At 55.1% G+C, this 16457-nt stretch carries 11 protein-coding genes; 4 read left to right on the top strand and 7 right to left on the bottom strand.

Annotation, left to right across the window (positions count from 1 at the left end):
- Positions 1-10 precede the first annotated feature (10 nt).
- The gene (locus BCV73_RS26960) at positions 11-751 is read right to left on the bottom strand and encodes an MBL fold metallo-hydrolase (RefSeq protein ID WP_089549213.1); all 741 of its coding nucleotides are present in this window, start codon (positions 749-751) and stop codon (positions 11-13) included.
- A gap of 151 nt (positions 752-902) precedes the next feature.
- Positions 903-2210: an MFS transporter gene (locus BCV73_RS26955; protein ID WP_256993177.1), complete on the bottom strand. Its 1308-nt coding sequence runs from the start codon at positions 2208-2210 to the stop codon at positions 903-905.
- A gap of 95 nt (positions 2211-2305) precedes the next feature.
- Here BCV73_RS26955 and BCV73_RS26950 point away from each other — a divergent pair, with 95 nt between their 5' ends.
- Together BCV73_RS26950 and BCV73_RS26945 are read left to right on the top strand one after the other, a co-directional pair.
- On the top strand, positions 2306-2764 hold the full coding sequence (locus tag BCV73_RS26950) for a pyridoxamine 5'-phosphate oxidase family protein (protein ID WP_244169323.1): 459 nt from the start codon (positions 2306-2308) through the stop codon (positions 2762-2764).
- A 241-nt stretch (positions 2765-3005) separates the two neighbouring features.
- Positions 3006-5270, top strand: coding sequence for a bifunctional 2',3'-cyclic-nucleotide 2'-phosphodiesterase/3'-nucleotidase (locus BCV73_RS26945; protein ID WP_089549211.1), 2265 nt, complete (start codon positions 3006-3008; stop codon positions 5268-5270).
- A gap of 178 nt (positions 5271-5448) precedes the next feature.
- Here the strand turns inward: BCV73_RS26945 and BCV73_RS26940 are convergent, their stop codons facing one another.
- The 5 genes from BCV73_RS26940 to BCV73_RS26920 all read right to left on the bottom strand — a co-directional run bounded on the left by BCV73_RS26940 (position 5449) and on the right by BCV73_RS26920 (position 12224).
- The gene (locus tag BCV73_RS26940; protein ID WP_089549210.1) at positions 5449-6840 is read right to left on the bottom strand and encodes an MFS transporter; all 1392 of its coding nucleotides are present in this window, start codon (positions 6838-6840) and stop codon (positions 5449-5451) included.
- 261 nt (positions 6841-7101) lie between these two features.
- Positions 7102-7692: a TetR/AcrR family transcriptional regulator gene (locus tag BCV73_RS26935; RefSeq protein ID WP_089549209.1), complete on the bottom strand. Its 591-nt coding sequence runs from the start codon at positions 7690-7692 to the stop codon at positions 7102-7104.
- A gap of 253 nt (positions 7693-7945) precedes the next feature.
- A complete protein-coding gene (locus tag BCV73_RS26930) occupies positions 7946-10279 on the bottom strand; it encodes a glycoside hydrolase family 65 protein (RefSeq protein WP_089549208.1) in 2334 nt (777 codons plus the stop codon).
- Positions 10280-10422: 143 nt separating this feature from the next.
- The gene (gene pgmB / locus BCV73_RS26925; RefSeq protein WP_089549207.1) at positions 10423-11094 is read right to left on the bottom strand and encodes a beta-phosphoglucomutase; all 672 of its coding nucleotides are present in this window, start codon (positions 11092-11094) and stop codon (positions 10423-10425) included.
- Positions 11095-11186: 92 nt separating this feature from the next.
- A complete protein-coding gene (locus BCV73_RS26920; RefSeq protein WP_089549206.1) occupies positions 11187-12224 on the bottom strand; it encodes a LacI family DNA-binding transcriptional regulator in 1038 nt (345 codons plus the stop codon).
- A 459-nt stretch (positions 12225-12683) separates the two neighbouring features.
- On the opposite strand from BCV73_RS26920, the gene BCV73_RS26910 reads away from it, so the two are divergent.
- Together BCV73_RS26910 and BCV73_RS26905 are read left to right on the top strand one after the other, a co-directional pair.
- Complete coding sequence (locus BCV73_RS26910; protein ID WP_256993012.1) at positions 12684-14441, top strand: alpha-amylase family glycosyl hydrolase; 1758 nt, start codon at positions 12684-12686, stop codon at positions 14439-14441.
- Between the two features lie 514 nt (positions 14442-14955).
- The gene (locus tag BCV73_RS26905; protein ID WP_076172721.1) at positions 14956-16278 is read left to right on the top strand and encodes a sugar ABC transporter substrate-binding protein; all 1323 of its coding nucleotides are present in this window, start codon (positions 14956-14958) and stop codon (positions 16276-16278) included.
- The last annotated feature ends 179 nt before the right edge of the window (positions 16279-16457 follow it).

Genomic DNA, 16457 nt, shown 5'->3' with positions numbered 1-16457 from the left:
GCGTCATCCTTTATAGAGTAATCGTTTCCTTTGTGTTCAGGAATGCTATGTCCATTGTATCACCAACTGCAGTCCGCAGGCGATTTTGCCAATCGGGAGTCTGGAGGTATACAGGCGGATGGTGGATGGCGGTATGGTGGATCGGCACCAGCCGTTTGGCCCCGAGAACGCGTGCGGCCGCGGCCGCTTGTTCCGGAAGCAGCGTAATCGGCATGCCGCTGGGCGGCTGACGATCAGGACGTTCCAGAACGGCACCGTTCACCGGCAGGCATACCGCATCGAATGGGCCGTGAGCCGCGGCAATCTTCCACCAGTAACCGTGCCACAGCGTATCTCCGCAGTGGAGCAGGCGGTGCTCGCCGTCGCTCAGCGCCCAGGCGATCTGCACGTCTCCGACCCCGTCGACGGAGTACGTGGCGGCTGCGCTCAGCGCACCGATTTGGAAGGCATCGCCGACGGAAGCACCGATTACGCGGTTGAGGCCGCTATTTTCGGCAAGGAGGACGCTCTCCTGCGGGAGGTACACGGGAATGTCAGCCCCGTAGGCATCGATGATGGCCTGGGGATCAAAGTGATCCGCATGCTCATGGGTGATCAGCACCGCATCTGCCGGGCCGTATTCGTTAAGCGGGAAGAGCGGTTCGTGAGACTTGGCGTATCTTTCCGGAAAATGATAAAGCGGGTCAATGACCACCGATGTGGCTCCTGCCGTCACTCGAATGCCTGCCCAGGGAAGCTTTTGAAGTTCCATGTCATCCATCTCCTTTGTATAACCTCTAAAATTTGTATTACAAGTTATAATTGGAGTATAGCTGTATTTTTATAACCTGTAAATATATTTTTAGGGGTTATACAAAAATAAAAAAAAGCGGGGCGGCTGGCCCGCTTTTAATTTGAATGGCTTATTTTCCTGCACCTGATGGCCCCTGCAGTCCGCTCTGGTGAACCAGCTTCCGCCGCTGCAGCTGGAAAGCCGCAAAGCTGAGCACGACCATGCCGGCAGTGAACACCGCGAGCATCCATGCCGACTGGTTCACTTCCAGATGGTCCAGGCTCCAGCCCATGATAAGCGGCAGGATGGCTCCGCCGACGCCGCCGGAGGCGATCAAAATGCTGGGTGTCGATTCTTCGCTGCCCTGCAGCAGCTTGCTCGCAAATACGAGCGCAATCGAAAAGATCCCCGACATGAACAGCCCGAGCAGCAGGATGATCGCGAAAGCCGACCATACCTTGCCCATCAGCGGGAACACGATCAGCAGCACCAGGGTGATGAGGCAGCTGAACAGCACGTAGACCCGGTAATGAATCTTTTCGGCGACGACGCCGGCAAAGATCCGGCCGACGGACATCGCGATCCAGAAGCAGGTGACGCTGAGCGCGGCGGCGGCTTCCTTCATGCCCATTTTCTCAATCAGGATGGCCGGCATAAAGTTGGCCAGGCTCATCTCGGTGCCGACGTACAGAAAGAAGAATACGATAAAGAGGACGAGAATGCCGAAAGCTCCGCCTTGATAAGGGAAGCGTTTGGCCGAGGCATGCTCTTGACCGGATACGGAAGCGGCAGGCCCTTTGGCGCTCAGCACGGCATCGATTTCACCGAAGGAGGCCTTCGACCAGAACAGCAGCGTGACGAGTGCGATCAGCGAAATGACGAGGAACGAAAACCTCCACCATCCTTCCGTAATGAATCCGCTTGCGATTAGCGGCATGACCATGGCCCCGACCCCGAAAAAGACCTCCAGGCGGCTCATCGCCACAGCGGTTTTATCAGTAATCGCCGCAATAATAATGGTCCCGATCACCGCTTCAATCATGCCGAAACCAAAGCCTGCGCACACGGCAATTGCGTACAGCCATTCCCAAGGCGGCAGCAGGGTATAGACCAGCTCGGCGGCTGTAAGCAGGCCGATGGCGATCAGCAGTCCGCCCCTTTTACCAAAACGGCGGTTCAGCCACGGGGATACGAGCACACCGGCCAGAAAACCGGCGAACTGGGTAAAGATCAGCGTCCCGCCTTCGCTGTATTCGCGGTGATAATGCTCCAGCAGCACGGGAAGGACCGATCCCAGCACGACATGCGCCAGGCCGATCAGAAAATAGGATAGACATCCTATCCAAATGAGTCGTTTCATGAGGAACTCCTTTACAGTATTAAATTCTTGGTGCGGACAAGCCGGATGACGGCCGGTATCTCCATCATAACAAGGTATTCAGGGCACGTCATGCCTATTCTTGGATAAAAGTTGACGTGTTCCAAGGTTCATCCTATACCGGACAGGGTACACTATGGGTACGGGCTGCGCCCATGGACAACACGAAGCAGAAAGGAGCGGATCATCTAGAGATGGAAGCGAAAATCATCCTGGAACAAAATCTGGCCAAAATACTGGATCACAACCAGTTTTGCTCATTTGCCACAGTGGAAGGCAACCGGCCGAAGCAGCGGTATATGGCTTTATATAATCAGGGCCTCAGCATCCATCTGGTCACCGACCGCAAGACGCATAAAGTTGAGGAACTGGAGGAAAACCCTCACGTTTCCCTGCTGCTGGGCTATGAAATCGGGGGATCGCGGGAGGTTGTAGAGATTGAAGGAACCTGCAAAGTAACGGCTGAGGACTCCCTGCGTAAGCAGATCTGGAAGGAAGAATTCAAGAAGCGGTTTACCGGTCCCGATGATCCGGATTACGTCTTGCTTGAAATTACGCCCGTCCGTGTAGAATATACGGGGAAAGATGGGGAAAAGCACGAATGGATCGAGTAGATTTACTGTGTCCATAAGCAATTGGAACCATTTTCATAGATCCGTGATACGCCCTGATGCTCGAGACCTTGTTCTCGGGCATTATTTTTTGGGAATTGGATGTATTTGTCTTTATTTCATAGGTTACATCGATATAAACTACTCTTGTAGACAGAACTTAATTTAACAATGGTTAGTTAAATAAAGGGGTTAAATTTGTTCTGCCCACCGTACTCGATGTACATCTATTAGGAGGGGTAACATGTCGAAGTCCCGTAAAAAAGTCCTCAAAGGCATCACCGCCGCAGCCGTTGCGATCAACGTGCTCGCCGTTCCAATGGTGCCGGTATTTGCGGACAGCAGCAGCAACGGATCCAAAGTGAAGCTGCGGATCATGGAAACATCCGATTTGCACGTGAACATGGTCAACTATGACTACTATGCGGACAAGCCCACTGACGAATACGGGTTTGCCAAGACGGCCAGCCTGATCAAGGCAGCCAGAAACGAAGCGAAGAACAGCCTGCTGTTCGATAACGGGGACTTGATCCAAGGGAATCCGCTTGGCGACTACGTGGCCAAAGTGAAACCGCTTAAAGAGGGCGAAGTGCACCCGGTTTACAAAGCGATGGACCTGATGGATTACGATGCCGGCGGCGTCGGCAACCATGAATTCAACTATGGCCTGGACTTCCTGAAACTGTCGGAAGAAGGCGCCAACTTCCCGATTGTCAACGCCAACGTCTACAAGGACGACGGGGACAAGGATGACAGCAACGACGTGAACTATTTTACCCCTTATACGATTTTGGACAAAAAGGTTACGGACGAGAACGGTAAGGAGCAGACGATCAAGGTCGGTGTGATCGCATTCGTTCCTCCGCAAATTTCCCAATGGGATAAAGCCAACCTGGAAGGCAAAGTCATCGTGAAGGACATGGTGGAGACCGCCAAAAAGTTCATTCCGCAGATGAAGAAGGAAGGAGCCGACGTCATCGTCGCCATTCCTCATTCCGGCTTTGAGGATATTCCGGAGACGCCTCTGATGGAGAATACCGTTCTGTATCTGAGCAAGGTGGAAGGTATTGATGCCATCCTGTTCGGACATGCCCATAAAACGTTCCCGAGCGCAGAATTTAAAGGCAAAACCGGCGTAGACCTGGAGAAAGGCACGATTAACGGCGTCCCTGCGGTCGAACCTGGATTCTGGGGCGATCACCTCGGCATCATCGACCTGAACCTGGAGAACGTAGACGGCAAGTGGAAAGTAGTCGACTCGAAAACCGAAGCGCGCCCGATCTACGATACGGCAAACAAAAAGGCGCTCGTTGACGCCGATCAAGAAATCGTGAACGCAGTTAAAACGGAGCATGATGCAACGATCGATTATGTACGCGGACCGGTAGGCAAAACCAGTGCGCCGATCAACAGCTATTTTGCACTCGTACAGGACGATCCGTCCATTCAAATCGTCACCAACGCCCAGAAATGGTACGTCGAGAAAAACCTGAAGGGGACCGAATACGAAAACCTTCCGGTGCTGTCGGCAGGGGCTCCTTTCAAGGCGGGCGGACGTAACGGCGCTTCGTATTATACGAACATTCCGGCCGGAACGATCGCGATCAAGAACGTCTCCGACCTCTACGTGTACCCGAACACCGTGCATGCCGTTGTCGTTACGGGAGCCGAGGTGAAGGAATGGCTGGAGTGGTCCGCAGGCCAGTTCAACCAGATCGATCCTTCCAAGACGACCGAGCAGCCGCTCGTGAACATGGACTTCCCGACATACAATTACGATGTCATCGACGGCGTAACGTATCAAATCGATGTGACCCAGCCAAACAAATACGATGCAAAGGGCACGGTAGTGAATCCTTCAGCAAACCGTATCAAGAATTTGCAGTTCGACGGCAAGCCGATCGATCTGAAGCAGAAGTTTGTCGTAGCGACCAACAACTACCGCGCTTCGTCCTCGAAGCTCGCCAACCCGGACGGCAAGCGGATCATCATGGCCGCTCCGGACGAAAACCGCCAGGTCATCATCGACTACATCCGCGACAACGGAACCATCAACCCGTCCGCTGACGGAAACTGGACCTTTGCGCCGGTGGATGCCAAGCTGAACGTGACCTTTACCTCTTCTCCGGATGCGAAGGACCTTGCGGCCAGCAGCAAAAACATGAAATACATCGGCGCGGCCGAGGACGGATTCGCCAAATACGGACTCGATTTGTCGGTAAGCACGGCTGGTACGGCCCCAGTGACGCCTCCGGCTACCACACCGGAGACGCCTTCGAAGCCGTCTGAGCCATCGACGCCGGCGCAGCCTTCGAAACCGTCCACGCCGTCCAAACCGGCTCCGGCACCGGAAACGAAGCCTTCCGGCAAAGTATATGTCATCAAGAAGGGTGACAACCTGTACCGCATCGGCATCAAGTTCGGTGTGGACTGGAAGACCATCGCCCATGTCAACGGCATTACGGACGTGCATGGATTGAAGGTCGGACAGCAAATTATGATTCCGTAAGCTTTCAATTTATAGGCACGATTCGGGATTTACCGCGAAAGGACGAAAGAGCAGAGAAAGTTCTGCTTTTCGTCCTTTTTTTGTTCGATAGAAAATTTATGAATGTCCAGGGAATCCCGCAAGGTTCCGGAATTGGCAAGGGGGTTTGCGGCGGAGCCAAGTGCATGAGCGGGACGGATTATGATCCGACACCGGCGCGGGTGTTCTGCTGCGGTGCGGTTCTGCGTCCAAAGCGGAGCAGGTAGACGACGGCGACGATGACCATCATGACGGCCAGCACCAGGAAAATGCTGCTGTATAAATAGCTGCCCGGATACGTGTTCAGCGGGTTCCAATGGGCAGAGGAGCCGGTGTCGAGAATGCTGCTGTACACGGACGTGGCAACCGCTGCGCCGATGAAGTTCAGCATGCTGAGCAGTCCCATCCCGACGCCGGTCTCTTCCTTGGCCAGCGTACGGGAGACGGTGTTCGAGAGCGCGACCTGCATGAAGGTCTGGCCGACATTGCTGAAAATCAGCACGATGGCGATGATCCAGGCATGGATGCCGGCAAAGGCGGAGAGGAGAAAGAAGCCGATCATTTGAAGAAGGGCTGCGATGCAGACGACGAAGAGGTTGCCCTTCAGGTCGGCGAACTTTCCTCCCGCGAAGCCGAGCAGCGCGGAAGCCGCGGCACCCGGAATCATGATCAAGCCGATGACACTGGCGTCCAAATGATTGGACCCTGCCAGCAGCTGCGGGATCAGGAACGGGATCGAGAACGCGATACAGGAAATGACGAAGGCAATGCCGATGCCAAAAGTATAGTTTAGATTCCGAAACAGCCGGGGCTGCACGAACGGATCGGCTGCTTTGCGGATGCGGATGACGAACAGGATAAGCAGCAGCACTCCGGCGGCTGCCGGAATCCAGCCTCCACCGGTCAAGGCGAACAGGATCAGGCCGGTTGAGGCGGCGAGCAGTCCGCCGCCCAGAACGTCCATACGCCCACTGCTTTCCTTGGCATCGTCAAGGTACTTTCGGTAAAAGGGCAGGGTGAGCAGGACGAGGACCGAGAAGCAGAAGAGCCAGCGCCACCCGGCGTAGCCCATAATAAGCCCGGAGACCACGGGGGCGAGCGTATTGCCGACGGCGAGGCCGATCGCCGACTTGCCGAGGGCGCGGCCCCGGGTCTCCGGCGGGAAATAGCGGACGGGGATGATCATGGCGGCCGCCGGGATCACCGACGATCCGGCCGCCTGAAATACCCGGCCGATGACGATCATCCAGTAGGCTCCGGCGGCGAGCCCGAAGACGGAGCCGAGCACGAATACGATCAGCCCGATGGTGATCAGTTTTTTCAGGGCGTATTTGTCCGCCAACTTCCCGTAGGTCACTGAGCCGACTGCATAGACGAGCATGTAGGCGGAGGACACCCAGCTGACCTGGGCGGCGCTCAGGTGAAATTCCGCCCGGATGCCGGGCAGCGCGATATTGAACATGGAAACGTTCATGACCGAAATAACCAGCGTGAACATGAGAATCTGGACCAGTTTGTTGCCTTGATGGACGGACTCGGCTGTAGATTTCATCGTTATTCCCTTCTTTCGGATAAGTGATTAGCTGAGAAGCCATTCGGCGGCGAACAAAATGTCTGTCAGCACTTACTGACATATAGTGCGGAAAAGCGCTGCAATATGCGCTTTTTTAAGCTCAAAGCTTTTTTGACTGCAAAAGGGCACTAATATTTCCAAGGTATCCGCCCGATTTGAAGAAATAGATGCACTTATTGGCGGTCGAGCAGCGGATTCAACGCCACGCCGGGATAAATAGATGCACTCTTGCGATCAAAGCTAAGGCGTTAACGCCCTGGCGAACAGCCGGACGCTTTCCTCAATAAAGGCGTCCATTTCGATATCCGTAAACGTTTGGACCGCATGGGTCGTATTGAGGAAGGCCCCGAGGTTCATCCACATAAAAGCGACCGCCGTCAGCGACGGGTCCTTCGTGACCAGCTTCCCTTGATCGGACATGTACTTGAAGTAATTCGTCAGAACCTCCCGAAACTGCCGGGGATGGCTTTCGGAATAATCCCGGAAGCCGGGCAAATGATCGCCGACCTGAATGCTGATAACAACCAGCTTGCGGTTGCGGTCCATAATTTTATGATAGGTCCGGCTGATCATAAGCAGGTCCTCGTGCAGATTTCCCGTGAGCTTTTCCTTAAATAGCTTCTGCATCTCGGCTGCGTACAAATACCGGTCATACGCCTTCTCCAGCAGGTTCTGTTTGCTGCCGAAATGACGGAAGAGCGTCTTCTCGCTCAGCCCGGCTTCAGCGGCGATTTCACGTGTGGACACCCCGTCATAGCCTCTGGCGGAGATGAGGTCGATCGCGGCCTGCATCAGCTTATCCTGGGTGCATAACTGGTTGTTTTCGTTCATGTGACTCTGCCCACTTTCCATGATCTGACTGTCAGTACTTACTGTCATCTTAATCTTCGGGTTTACTCTTGTCAAGGGCAAACGCCCGCTCTTTGCATAGGAAAAAGCAGCCCGGCTTCATAAAGCCAGGCCGCTTTTCGGCAGTGGAGCTGATGCTAGTCTAAGACAATATTCTCAATTTAGTTTGCATCTGCACAGATCAATGTCAGTTACGATGCACTGCTTAATGTCACCTACGCTGTACTGTCCAATGTCAGCCTACAATCGCGCTGCTGCTCGAACTGCCAATGCCTACCTGGACCTGACCCAGCCCGCCGAGCTGATAGCCGCGTCCGTAGACGCTGATGCTGACCGGAGTTTCGGTCTCATTGGTCACGGTCACATCCTGCTCGCCGACCGTCACTTGGAGACGCGCCCCACGGAACATTACTTTGAAGGAGAAGGCACTCCAATGTCCCGGATTGAACGGATTCAGGTGCAGCACTCCATCCTTGACGCGCAGCCCGCCGAACCCGTGCACGACGGACATCCAGGTGCCGGCCATGCTGGTGATGTGGCAGCCGTCCTCGGTGTCGTTGTTGTAATTGTCCAGATCTAGGCGCGATGTGCGCAAGTACATTTCGTACGCCTTCTCCCGGTAGCCCAGCTCGCAGGCGATGATCGAGTGAACGCAGGGGGAGAGGGAGGACTCGTGCACGGTCAGCGGTTCGTAAAAGTCGAAGTTCCGCTTTTTCGTATCGAGGTCATATCGGTCCCCCAGGAAAAACAGCCCCTGCAGCACGTCGGCCTGCTTGATGTACGCCGAGCGCAGGATCCGGTCCCAGGACCAGTTCTGGTTCAACGGCAGGTTCGACGGGGCCAGGTCCTTGACCGGCGTCAGATCCTTGTCGAGGAAGCCGTCCTGCTGAAGGAAAATGCCGCGCTCCGCATCGACCGGATAATACATTTTCGCAAGGATGTCGCCCCATTTGGCCGTTTCTTCGGGCGCCAGCGCCAGCTTGGCCACCAGCTCCTCGTAGTGTGCCGGGTCGCTTGCCTGAAGGTCGGACAGCACCTGCAGCGTGTATTCCATCGTCCAGCAGGCGATCCGGTTGGTGTACCAGTTGTTGTTGACGTTGTTTTCGTATTCATTGGGCCCGGTCACGCCCAGAATCATGTACTGGTCCTTGGCTGGGACGTAGTTTACCCGTTCTTCCCAGAAGCGGGAAATTTCAACGAGCACCTCCACGCCGTATTGGGCAAGGTAGCTGTCATCGCCGGTGTAGTTGACGTAGTTGTAAATGGCATAGGCGATCGCTCCGTTACGGTGGATTTCCTCAAACGTAATCTCCCACTCGTTATGGCACTCTTCGCCGTTCATCGTCACCATCGGGTAGAGTGCGCCTTTGGCAAAGCCGAGTTTACGGGCGTTCTCGCGCGCCTTCTCGAGGTGCTTATAGCGGTAGATCAGCAGGTTGCGGGCGATCGTGGCATCCGCCGTGCTCAGATAGAAGGGCAGGCAGTAGGCTTCGGTGTCCCAGTATGTGCTGCCGCCGTATTTTTCCCCGGTAAAGCCTTTGGGCCCGATGTTCAGCCGGTCGTCCTCGCCGGTGTACGTCTGGTTCAGCTGAAAAATGTTAAATCGGATCGCCTGCTGCGCCGCCACGTCCCCTTCGATCACGATGTCGCTCTCGCGCCACTTGGCCGCCCAAGCCTGCACCTGCTCCTCATAGAGCTGCCCGAAACCGGCAGCAGCAGCTTCCTGAAGCGCCGATCGTCCGGCGTCCAGCAGCTGGGCGTACCCGTAGTCGCGCGAGGTCACGTTCGCTACGTATTTGTAGATGACGGTCTCCTCATCCTGCTTGGCTTCCGCCTGTACGCGGTAGCCGGCATACTTCTCCTGCTCGATCTGCTCCGGTTCCAGCGCCAGCTTGGCGCCGTTCTGATAGATTTCAAACGTCATGACCGAGGTGACGTGAAAATCGAGCTTTTTGGTCCGGACCGTTAATGCGGCGTTGTCCGCGGTCACTTCCTTGTGCACTTCGACCCAGAATTTCTCGTCATAGTTCGAATCTTTGTTCTGCACATCGCCGTCCAAGTACGGCGTGACGGTCAGCGTTCCGCTAAAGTTCAGCGGCGTTACCGCATAGCGGATCGCTCCGATCTCATGCCGGGCCAGGCTGACGAAACGGACCGCCTCGACGCGAATCTCCTTCCCGTCCGGCAGGGCGGCGGTAAAGCTGCGCGACAGCGTACCTTCCTTCATATTCAGCACGCGTCTGAAAGACTTGACCTGACAGGCTGCGAGATCAAGCTCGGTGCCATTAACCGAGATGCCGATGCCGATCCAGTTGGTGCTGTTCAGCACCTTGGCAAAATACTCGGGGTATCCATTTTTCCACCAGCCCACCCGTGTTTTGTCGGGATAGTAGACACCGGCCATGTAGCTTCCCTGCAGAGACGGACCGCTGTAAGCCTCCTCAAAGTTGGCGCGCTGGCCCATATATCCGTTGCCGATGCTGAAGACACTCTCGGATATTTCCTGCTGCTGGGGATCGTACTGCTCCTCGATAATATTCCATGGGTCCAACGTTAGATATTGTTTCATAGTTAACTGGCTCCTTCGGGAAAAAGTGTTATTAACTCTTTGTTATGCGACGTATAATCATTGTGCTGCGCAGGACAGGGGAGTCCTGGTTTTCATCTCTGCCAGGACTCCCTGCTGCACGAACGCCGCCTGGTTCGGGGAACCTAGCGGTGAGAAACGAGCTCAAACAGGCGGACTGTCGTCATGTCCTGCAGCGAAGGTACCACGGCATCCGCCGCGCCCAGTACTTCCGGCGAGCCAATGCCGATGCTGCGCATCCCGGCCCGCTTGGCGGCTTCGATGCCGGCCTTGGCATCCTCGAACACGACGCATTCCTGCGGCTGTGCGCCAAGCTCCCGGGCACCCAGCAGGAAAACCTCCGGATCGGGTTTGGCGCTGGCCGTTTTGGTTCCGTCGATGATTGCGTCAAAATACGGAACAAGGCCGGTGTTGTTCAGGATGGTCATCGCATTTTTGCTGGCCGACCCCAGGGCAATGCGGATTCCGTTCTCCCGCAGCTCTCGCAGGAAGGCGAGCGCCCCTGGAAGGATCTCCTGTTCATCCATATGCGAAATATACTCGACATACCAGCGGTTCTTCTTGTCGGCCAGCGCGGATTTGGCCGCATCGTCCAGCTCAAGCCCGCCAACTTCAAGCAAAATGTCCAGCGACGCCATTCGGCTGACACCCTTGAGGCGCTCGTTATCCTCCGGCGTAAATACAAAGCCGAGCTCTTCGGCCAGGCGTTTCCATGCAAGATAGTGGTATTTGGCTGTGTCGACCAGAACCCCGTCCAGATCGAACAGGCAAGCTTTAATGGGAGCTGCAGCTGTCATTTGTCATTCCTCCTTATGTAGTTGTGCAAACGTTTGAACAAACAGGTGAAAAGAAATGAAGCACCAGGATGCTCCACATGGTTTTGATACGTTTACGATGGTTTAGGCGGCGTAAAAATGGACGACTCCCGAATCACCAGCCGGTGGGGAATAATGTGGCGCTTCTGGAACTGCCGGTCCCCGTCGTGCTGAATGGACTGAATCAGAGCCTGGGCTGCGGTGTAGCCCAAGTTATAGATGCCGATATCCATGCTGCTGATGGGCGGCGTGGACAGTTCGGCGATGGAAATGTTGTTGAAGCTGACGATGCACAGGTCGTCCGGAACACGGTAACCGAGCTCGTGAAGTCCACGCAGGACGCCAAGCGAGACGAGATCGTCCATGACCACGAGGGCAGTGGGACGCTCAGGCAGGTTCATGAAAAACGACATCGCCCGGTAGCCGCTCTCCTGGAGAAACTCACCTTCGACGATCCAGTCCTTTCGCATCTCCAGACCGGCCTCTTTCAGAGCGTTCGTGTAACCTTTCAGCCGGTCGCGCGAGACGATGTGATTCGGAGGCCCGCTGACAAAACCAATCCGCTGGTGGCCGAGGGATATCAGATGTTTGGTCGCATCGTAAGCGGCCTGAATGTTGTCATTGTCCACGGACAGAATGTCCGGGTACTTCTCGCTGCGTCCGATCAGCACGAACGGATGGCCGTTCTGCTGCAGAAAATCGACCACCGGATCCTCTTTGCGCGAATAGAGCAGGATCGCCCCGTCAACGCGCTTGCCGTTCAGCAGCCGGGAGACGGCCTCGACCTCCTCCTTCTCACTGCCTCCGGAACTGATCAGCACATCGTATCCCGAGCGGTTGGCCTGGGTGACGATACCGCGGATCAATTCCATGAAGAACAGATTCAGGAACAGCTCTTCGGCAGGCTTGGGCAAAATGACGCAAATGCTGCTCGTCGTCTTGGAAACCAGACTTTTGGCCGTCATGTTGGGGTGGTATCCGAGCTCCTCCATGACATCCCGTACCTTCTGCGACGTTTCACGGCTGATTCTGGAGTTATTCGACAGCACTCGGGAGACGGTGGAGGGGGAAACGCCCGCTCGTTTGGCGACATCTTTAATCGTTACAGACATTTGTTACCTCCTGTGGAACCGTTTGCACTATATCGTAAATGAGAAACGGCCGTCTCATAGACGCTGGCTATTTTACAATTGCTATCTTAGCCGAAAGCCCCAAGCTTGTAAATATCCAACCTGTGGCGGCGAAAGAAGCCGGTGGGATCTGGCTTGAGGCACTTTTTACAACCAGGAAAAGGCGGCGATATTATAAAAAACCATGATATAGATAGAATCGTCAAGAAAATGAAAGATAATACGGTGTGTATCTCTATATATTGCGGAAAATCGGATATAGATCCAGCTTTTCATAGAAATTAAGCCGTCGTATTCTCCATACAGACCGGTGTCGTCCGAAAGCTGCCCAGGGTCAGTCCAGTTCGCCAGCAATTGTATCCGCTTTCTATCTGGGTGATTGACGGGGCTGATCGGCAGTATTCTGCTCAAAGGATGCCGGATCAAGCAAAGGAGGATGTCATGAAAACAAACAAATGGGGCATGCCGGCAGGACAACAACTGCGGAGGCTGGCAGCGAGCGTAACGGCGGTATTCATGGCGGTTGCCCTGCTGTCGGGATGCAGCAGCGCGGGAAACCATGCTGCGAATGACAACGGGGCTCAAGGCCGGCCCAATGCAGGAGCTGGCAGCCAGACGGCAGAACAACAGGGGCAGCCGGGAACGGGAACCACAGCAGGGGAACAGCGTGGCGGAACTGCCGTCACGGCCGTCGACGAGCAGCCGTCGACCGTGTTCTATGAGGTGTTTGTCCGCTCATTCTATGATTCAAACGGGGACGGCATTGGCGATTTGAAGGGGCTGACACAGAAGTTGGATTACCTGAACGACGGCAATCCAGATACGACGGACGATCTCGGTGTCGGCGGCATCTGGCTGATGCCGATCCAACCGTCGCCCAGCTACCATGGGTATGACATTACCGACTACGAGGGCATTAATCCCGATTACGGGACGCTGGAAGATCTGAAGGAGCTGATCGCCGAGGCGCACAAGCGCGGGATCAAGGTTATCATGGATTTGGTGTTGAACCACACCAGCACGCAGCACCCCTGGTTTGTCAGCGCTTCAAAGGATCCGGGCAGCCAATATAGGGACTGGTACGTGTGGGCGGAAGACCAGAAGCTCAGTCCCACCGGGGTCAGTGCGGCCGGCAGCGGCAGTCCGTGGCATGCCTTGAACGGAAGCCACTATCTGGCCACGTTCTGGGAAGGAATGCCGGATCTGAATTATGACAACCCTGCGGTTCGGGCGGAAGCCGTCCGGATCGGGCAGTATTGGCTGAAGCTCGGCATAGATGGATTCCGGGTGGACGGCGCCAAACACATTTACGAGAACCTGCAGAGTGACCGGGGCCAGGCGGCCACGGTCAAAAACACGGCGTGGTGGCAGGAATTCCGGACCGGCATGAATCCGGTGAACAAGGATGCCTATATCGTGGGTGAAGTATGGGAGAATTCGGCCGCCGCCATCGCGCCGTATCTGGATCAGGCCTTTGATTCGGGGTTTAATTTCAGCCTGGCGGAGAGCATCCTGAGCGCGGTGAAGGACGAGAGGGACAACAACCTTTCCTTTACGCTGCAGCGGACACAGCAGTTCTACGGCAAACAATCGCAGGGGCGGTTCACCGACGCCATTTTTCTGTCGAATCACGACCAGGACCGCGTAATGAGCCAGCTGGACGGAAATCCGGACCATGCGCGGATGGCCGCGGCGCTGCTGCTGACGCTGCCGGGCAACCCGTTTATTTATTACGGCGAGGAAATCGGCATGCGCGGCGTGAAGCCCGACGAGCGGATCCGGGAACCGATGGTGTGGAGCGATCTGCCCCCACAGCCCGGCCAGACGTCGTGGGAACAGCCGCTTCTCACCGGAGAAGCAGCGAAAGGAATCAGCGTCCAGTCGGAAACGGCCGACCCGAACTCGCTGCTGTCGACCTATCGGGACCTGATCCGCTGGAGAGAGGACGTTCCCGCATTGCGGGATGGCGACATCCAGAGCTATGACTCCGGCAATCCGGCCGTGGTGTCCTTTTTGCGCCGTAGTGCACAACAAACTGTGCTAGTGTTGCACAACTTGTCTGGCAAGGAGCAGCAAGTTCAGCTCGAGGCAGGGCAGGGAGGAGGATTCGCAAAAGTGCTTAAAAACAGCAGTAAATCCACGGTTTTAGAGCAAAACTTGCTTAGCCTCCCTCCATATTCCAGTGTGGTTCTGGAATAAAATTGACGAAATTAAAAGAAATAATGCGATATAGAAAGAATTATAAAGAGAACTGCTGTTTATGTTTTATAAATGGGATAAAACACGTTGTGCAAACGTTTTTACAAAAATATAGACCTTGTGTATGATAAACGCATGTTTAAAGCGCTTACTTGGTAACTTCCGCAAAAGGAAATACCAACGATTCTTGAAAAAACTGCGGATTTATGCTGATCATGCCATGTGATTGCGTAGTCGGTCATTGTCCGGGAAGGGCTTCATAACATGCATCCAATCATGCCGTGCCGAGAAAGGCGCTTGCAAATGGGAAGTCAGGCATGTTTATGAAATCGTTTGCGCAAGTGCGCAGGTCCCTCAAGGAGAGTCGGCAGGGCATCAAGCGGCAGGCGTCAGGTATTCATTGGAATCGGCGAGGTATCAGACATGAATGGGAGTCAGCAAGAGCAGGTATTACAGGGAGTCAGCAAGGCAGTCGTGTTACGAAGTAAATGATCAGAGAGGGGTTCGTTTTGGAATGAAGATGAAAAAGGTTATGGCGCTGGTCGCAACGTTGACCATGGCATTCTCGATTACGGCGTGCGGCAGCTCCGGCAGCAAGGCGGAGGAGCAAACTCCATCGACTACAACAACTGAAACGGCGGCTACAGACGGCCAGTCGGATAACACAGCGGCTTCGGGCGACAGCCTCCAGCCGGAAGAAGGGGCTTCCCTCGTCGTATGGGAGTCCAAAGAGGAGCGCTCTTTTACCGACGAAATCGCCAAGCAGTTTACCGAAAAGTACAACGTACCGGTCAAGATTGAAGAGGTAGCGGCAACAGATCAGGTAACGAAGCTGTCCCAAGACGGTCCGTCGGGGCTTGCAGCCGACATCGTGATGTTCCCTCACGATAACCTGGGCAGAGCCGCGGCAGCGGGGCTGCTGCTCGCCAACGATGCGTTCAAGGACGAAACGGTGAAAAACAACACGGAAGCCTCGATTCAAGGCGTAACCTATGACGGCGTGCTGTACGGGTACCCGAGAGCGGCCGAAACGTACGCCCTGTATTACAATAAGAGCCTTGTGAAGGAAGCGCCAAAGACGTTCGATGACGTCATTGCGTTCGGCAAAACCTTCACCGACAAAGCCAAAAAGAAATACGGAATCATGTGGGAAACAGGCAACATGTACTTCAACTATCCGTTTATCGCAACGACCGGCGGATACATTTTCGGTAAAGACGGTACGGATAAAGACGATATCGGCCTCAACAGCGAAGGCGCGGTCGAAGGCCTGAAAACCTATGTACAGCTGAAGGAAATCCTTCCGGTGAAGAGCGGCGACATTTCGCCGGACATCAAGCGCAGCTTGTTCAACGCGGGTGACGTGGCGATGGACATTAACGGTCCGTGGGAGCTTGCCGGCTACAAGCAGGCGCTGGGCGATAACCTTGGCGTCGCTCCGATCCCTACGATCGGCGGCAAAGCGGCAATCTCGTTCTCCGGCATCAAAGCCTGGTACGTCAACTCCTTTACGCAGTATCCGAATGCAGCCCAACTGTTCGCGAACTTCGCCTCCAGCAAGGATGCTCAACTGCTGCTGAACACGAAGGTTGGTTCCATCCCGACGAACAAAGAGGCGCTGGAATCCGATCAAATCAAAAACGATCCGTACATTTCGGCTTTTGCAGAGCAGACGAAAAACTCCCAGCCGATGCCTTCCATCCCGGAAATGGGCAACGTATGGAGTCCGGTGAATGCGGCGCTGCCTGAAATTTGGGACAACAACGCGGATCCGAAGGCGGCGATGGATAAAGCGGCACAGCAAATCAAAGATCTGAACAACGGTGCAACCAAGTAAGGCATCGACGCACCGCTGTCAGGTAAGGAAAAAGTTATGAATGGAAGTATGACCCGCCGCCATCAACCGCGGCGGGTCATTCCCTGACATACCGGTACCGCTGAAAAGCGCGCACGCTTCGGCTGCCGGTATCGCCAAGGAACAGGGCCGGGAAAGCGCGGCCTGTCTTCTTGGAAGCA

It is taken from the genome of Paenibacillus sp. SSG-1 (assembly GCF_002224835.1).
GTDB classification, from domain to species: Bacteria; Bacillota; Bacilli; order Paenibacillales; family Paenibacillaceae; genus Paenibacillus_AQ; species Paenibacillus_AQ favisporus.
Note: the sequence above shows the minus strand (reverse complement) of the source record. Positions and strands in the feature narration are given on the sequence as shown.

Coding starts and splice junctions, on each gene's coding strand:
- BCV73_RS26960 (WP_089549213.1), bottom strand. CDS start 751: ATGGAACTTCAAAAGCTTCCCTGGGCAGGCATTCGAGTGACGGCAGGA.
- BCV73_RS26950 (WP_244169323.1), top strand. CDS start 2,306: ATGGACAACACGAAGCAGAAAGGAGCGGATCATCTAGAGATGGAAGCG.
- BCV73_RS26945 (WP_089549211.1), top strand. CDS start 3,006: ATGTCGAAGTCCCGTAAAAAAGTCCTCAAAGGCATCACCGCCGCAGCC.
- BCV73_RS26940 (WP_089549210.1), bottom strand. CDS start 6,840: ATGAAATCTACAGCCGAGTCCGTCCATCAAGGCAACAAACTGGTCCAG.
- BCV73_RS26935 (WP_089549209.1), bottom strand. CDS start 7,692: ATGAACGAAAACAACCAGTTATGCACCCAGGATAAGCTGATGCAGGCC.
- BCV73_RS26930 (WP_089549208.1), bottom strand. CDS start 10,279: ATGAAACAATATCTAACGTTGGACCCATGGAATATTATCGAGGAGCAG.
- pgmB (WP_089549207.1), bottom strand. CDS start 11,094: ATGACAGCTGCAGCTCCCATTAAAGCTTGCCTGTTCGATCTGGACGGG.
- BCV73_RS26920 (WP_089549206.1), bottom strand. CDS start 12,224: ATGTCTGTAACGATTAAAGATGTCGCCAAACGAGCGGGCGTTTCCCCC.
- BCV73_RS26910 (WP_256993012.1), top strand. CDS start 12,684: ATGAAAACAAACAAATGGGGCATGCCGGCAGGACAACAACTGCGGAGG.
- BCV73_RS26905 (WP_076172721.1), top strand. CDS start 14,956: ATGAAGATGAAAAAGGTTATGGCGCTGGTCGCAACGTTGACCATGGCA.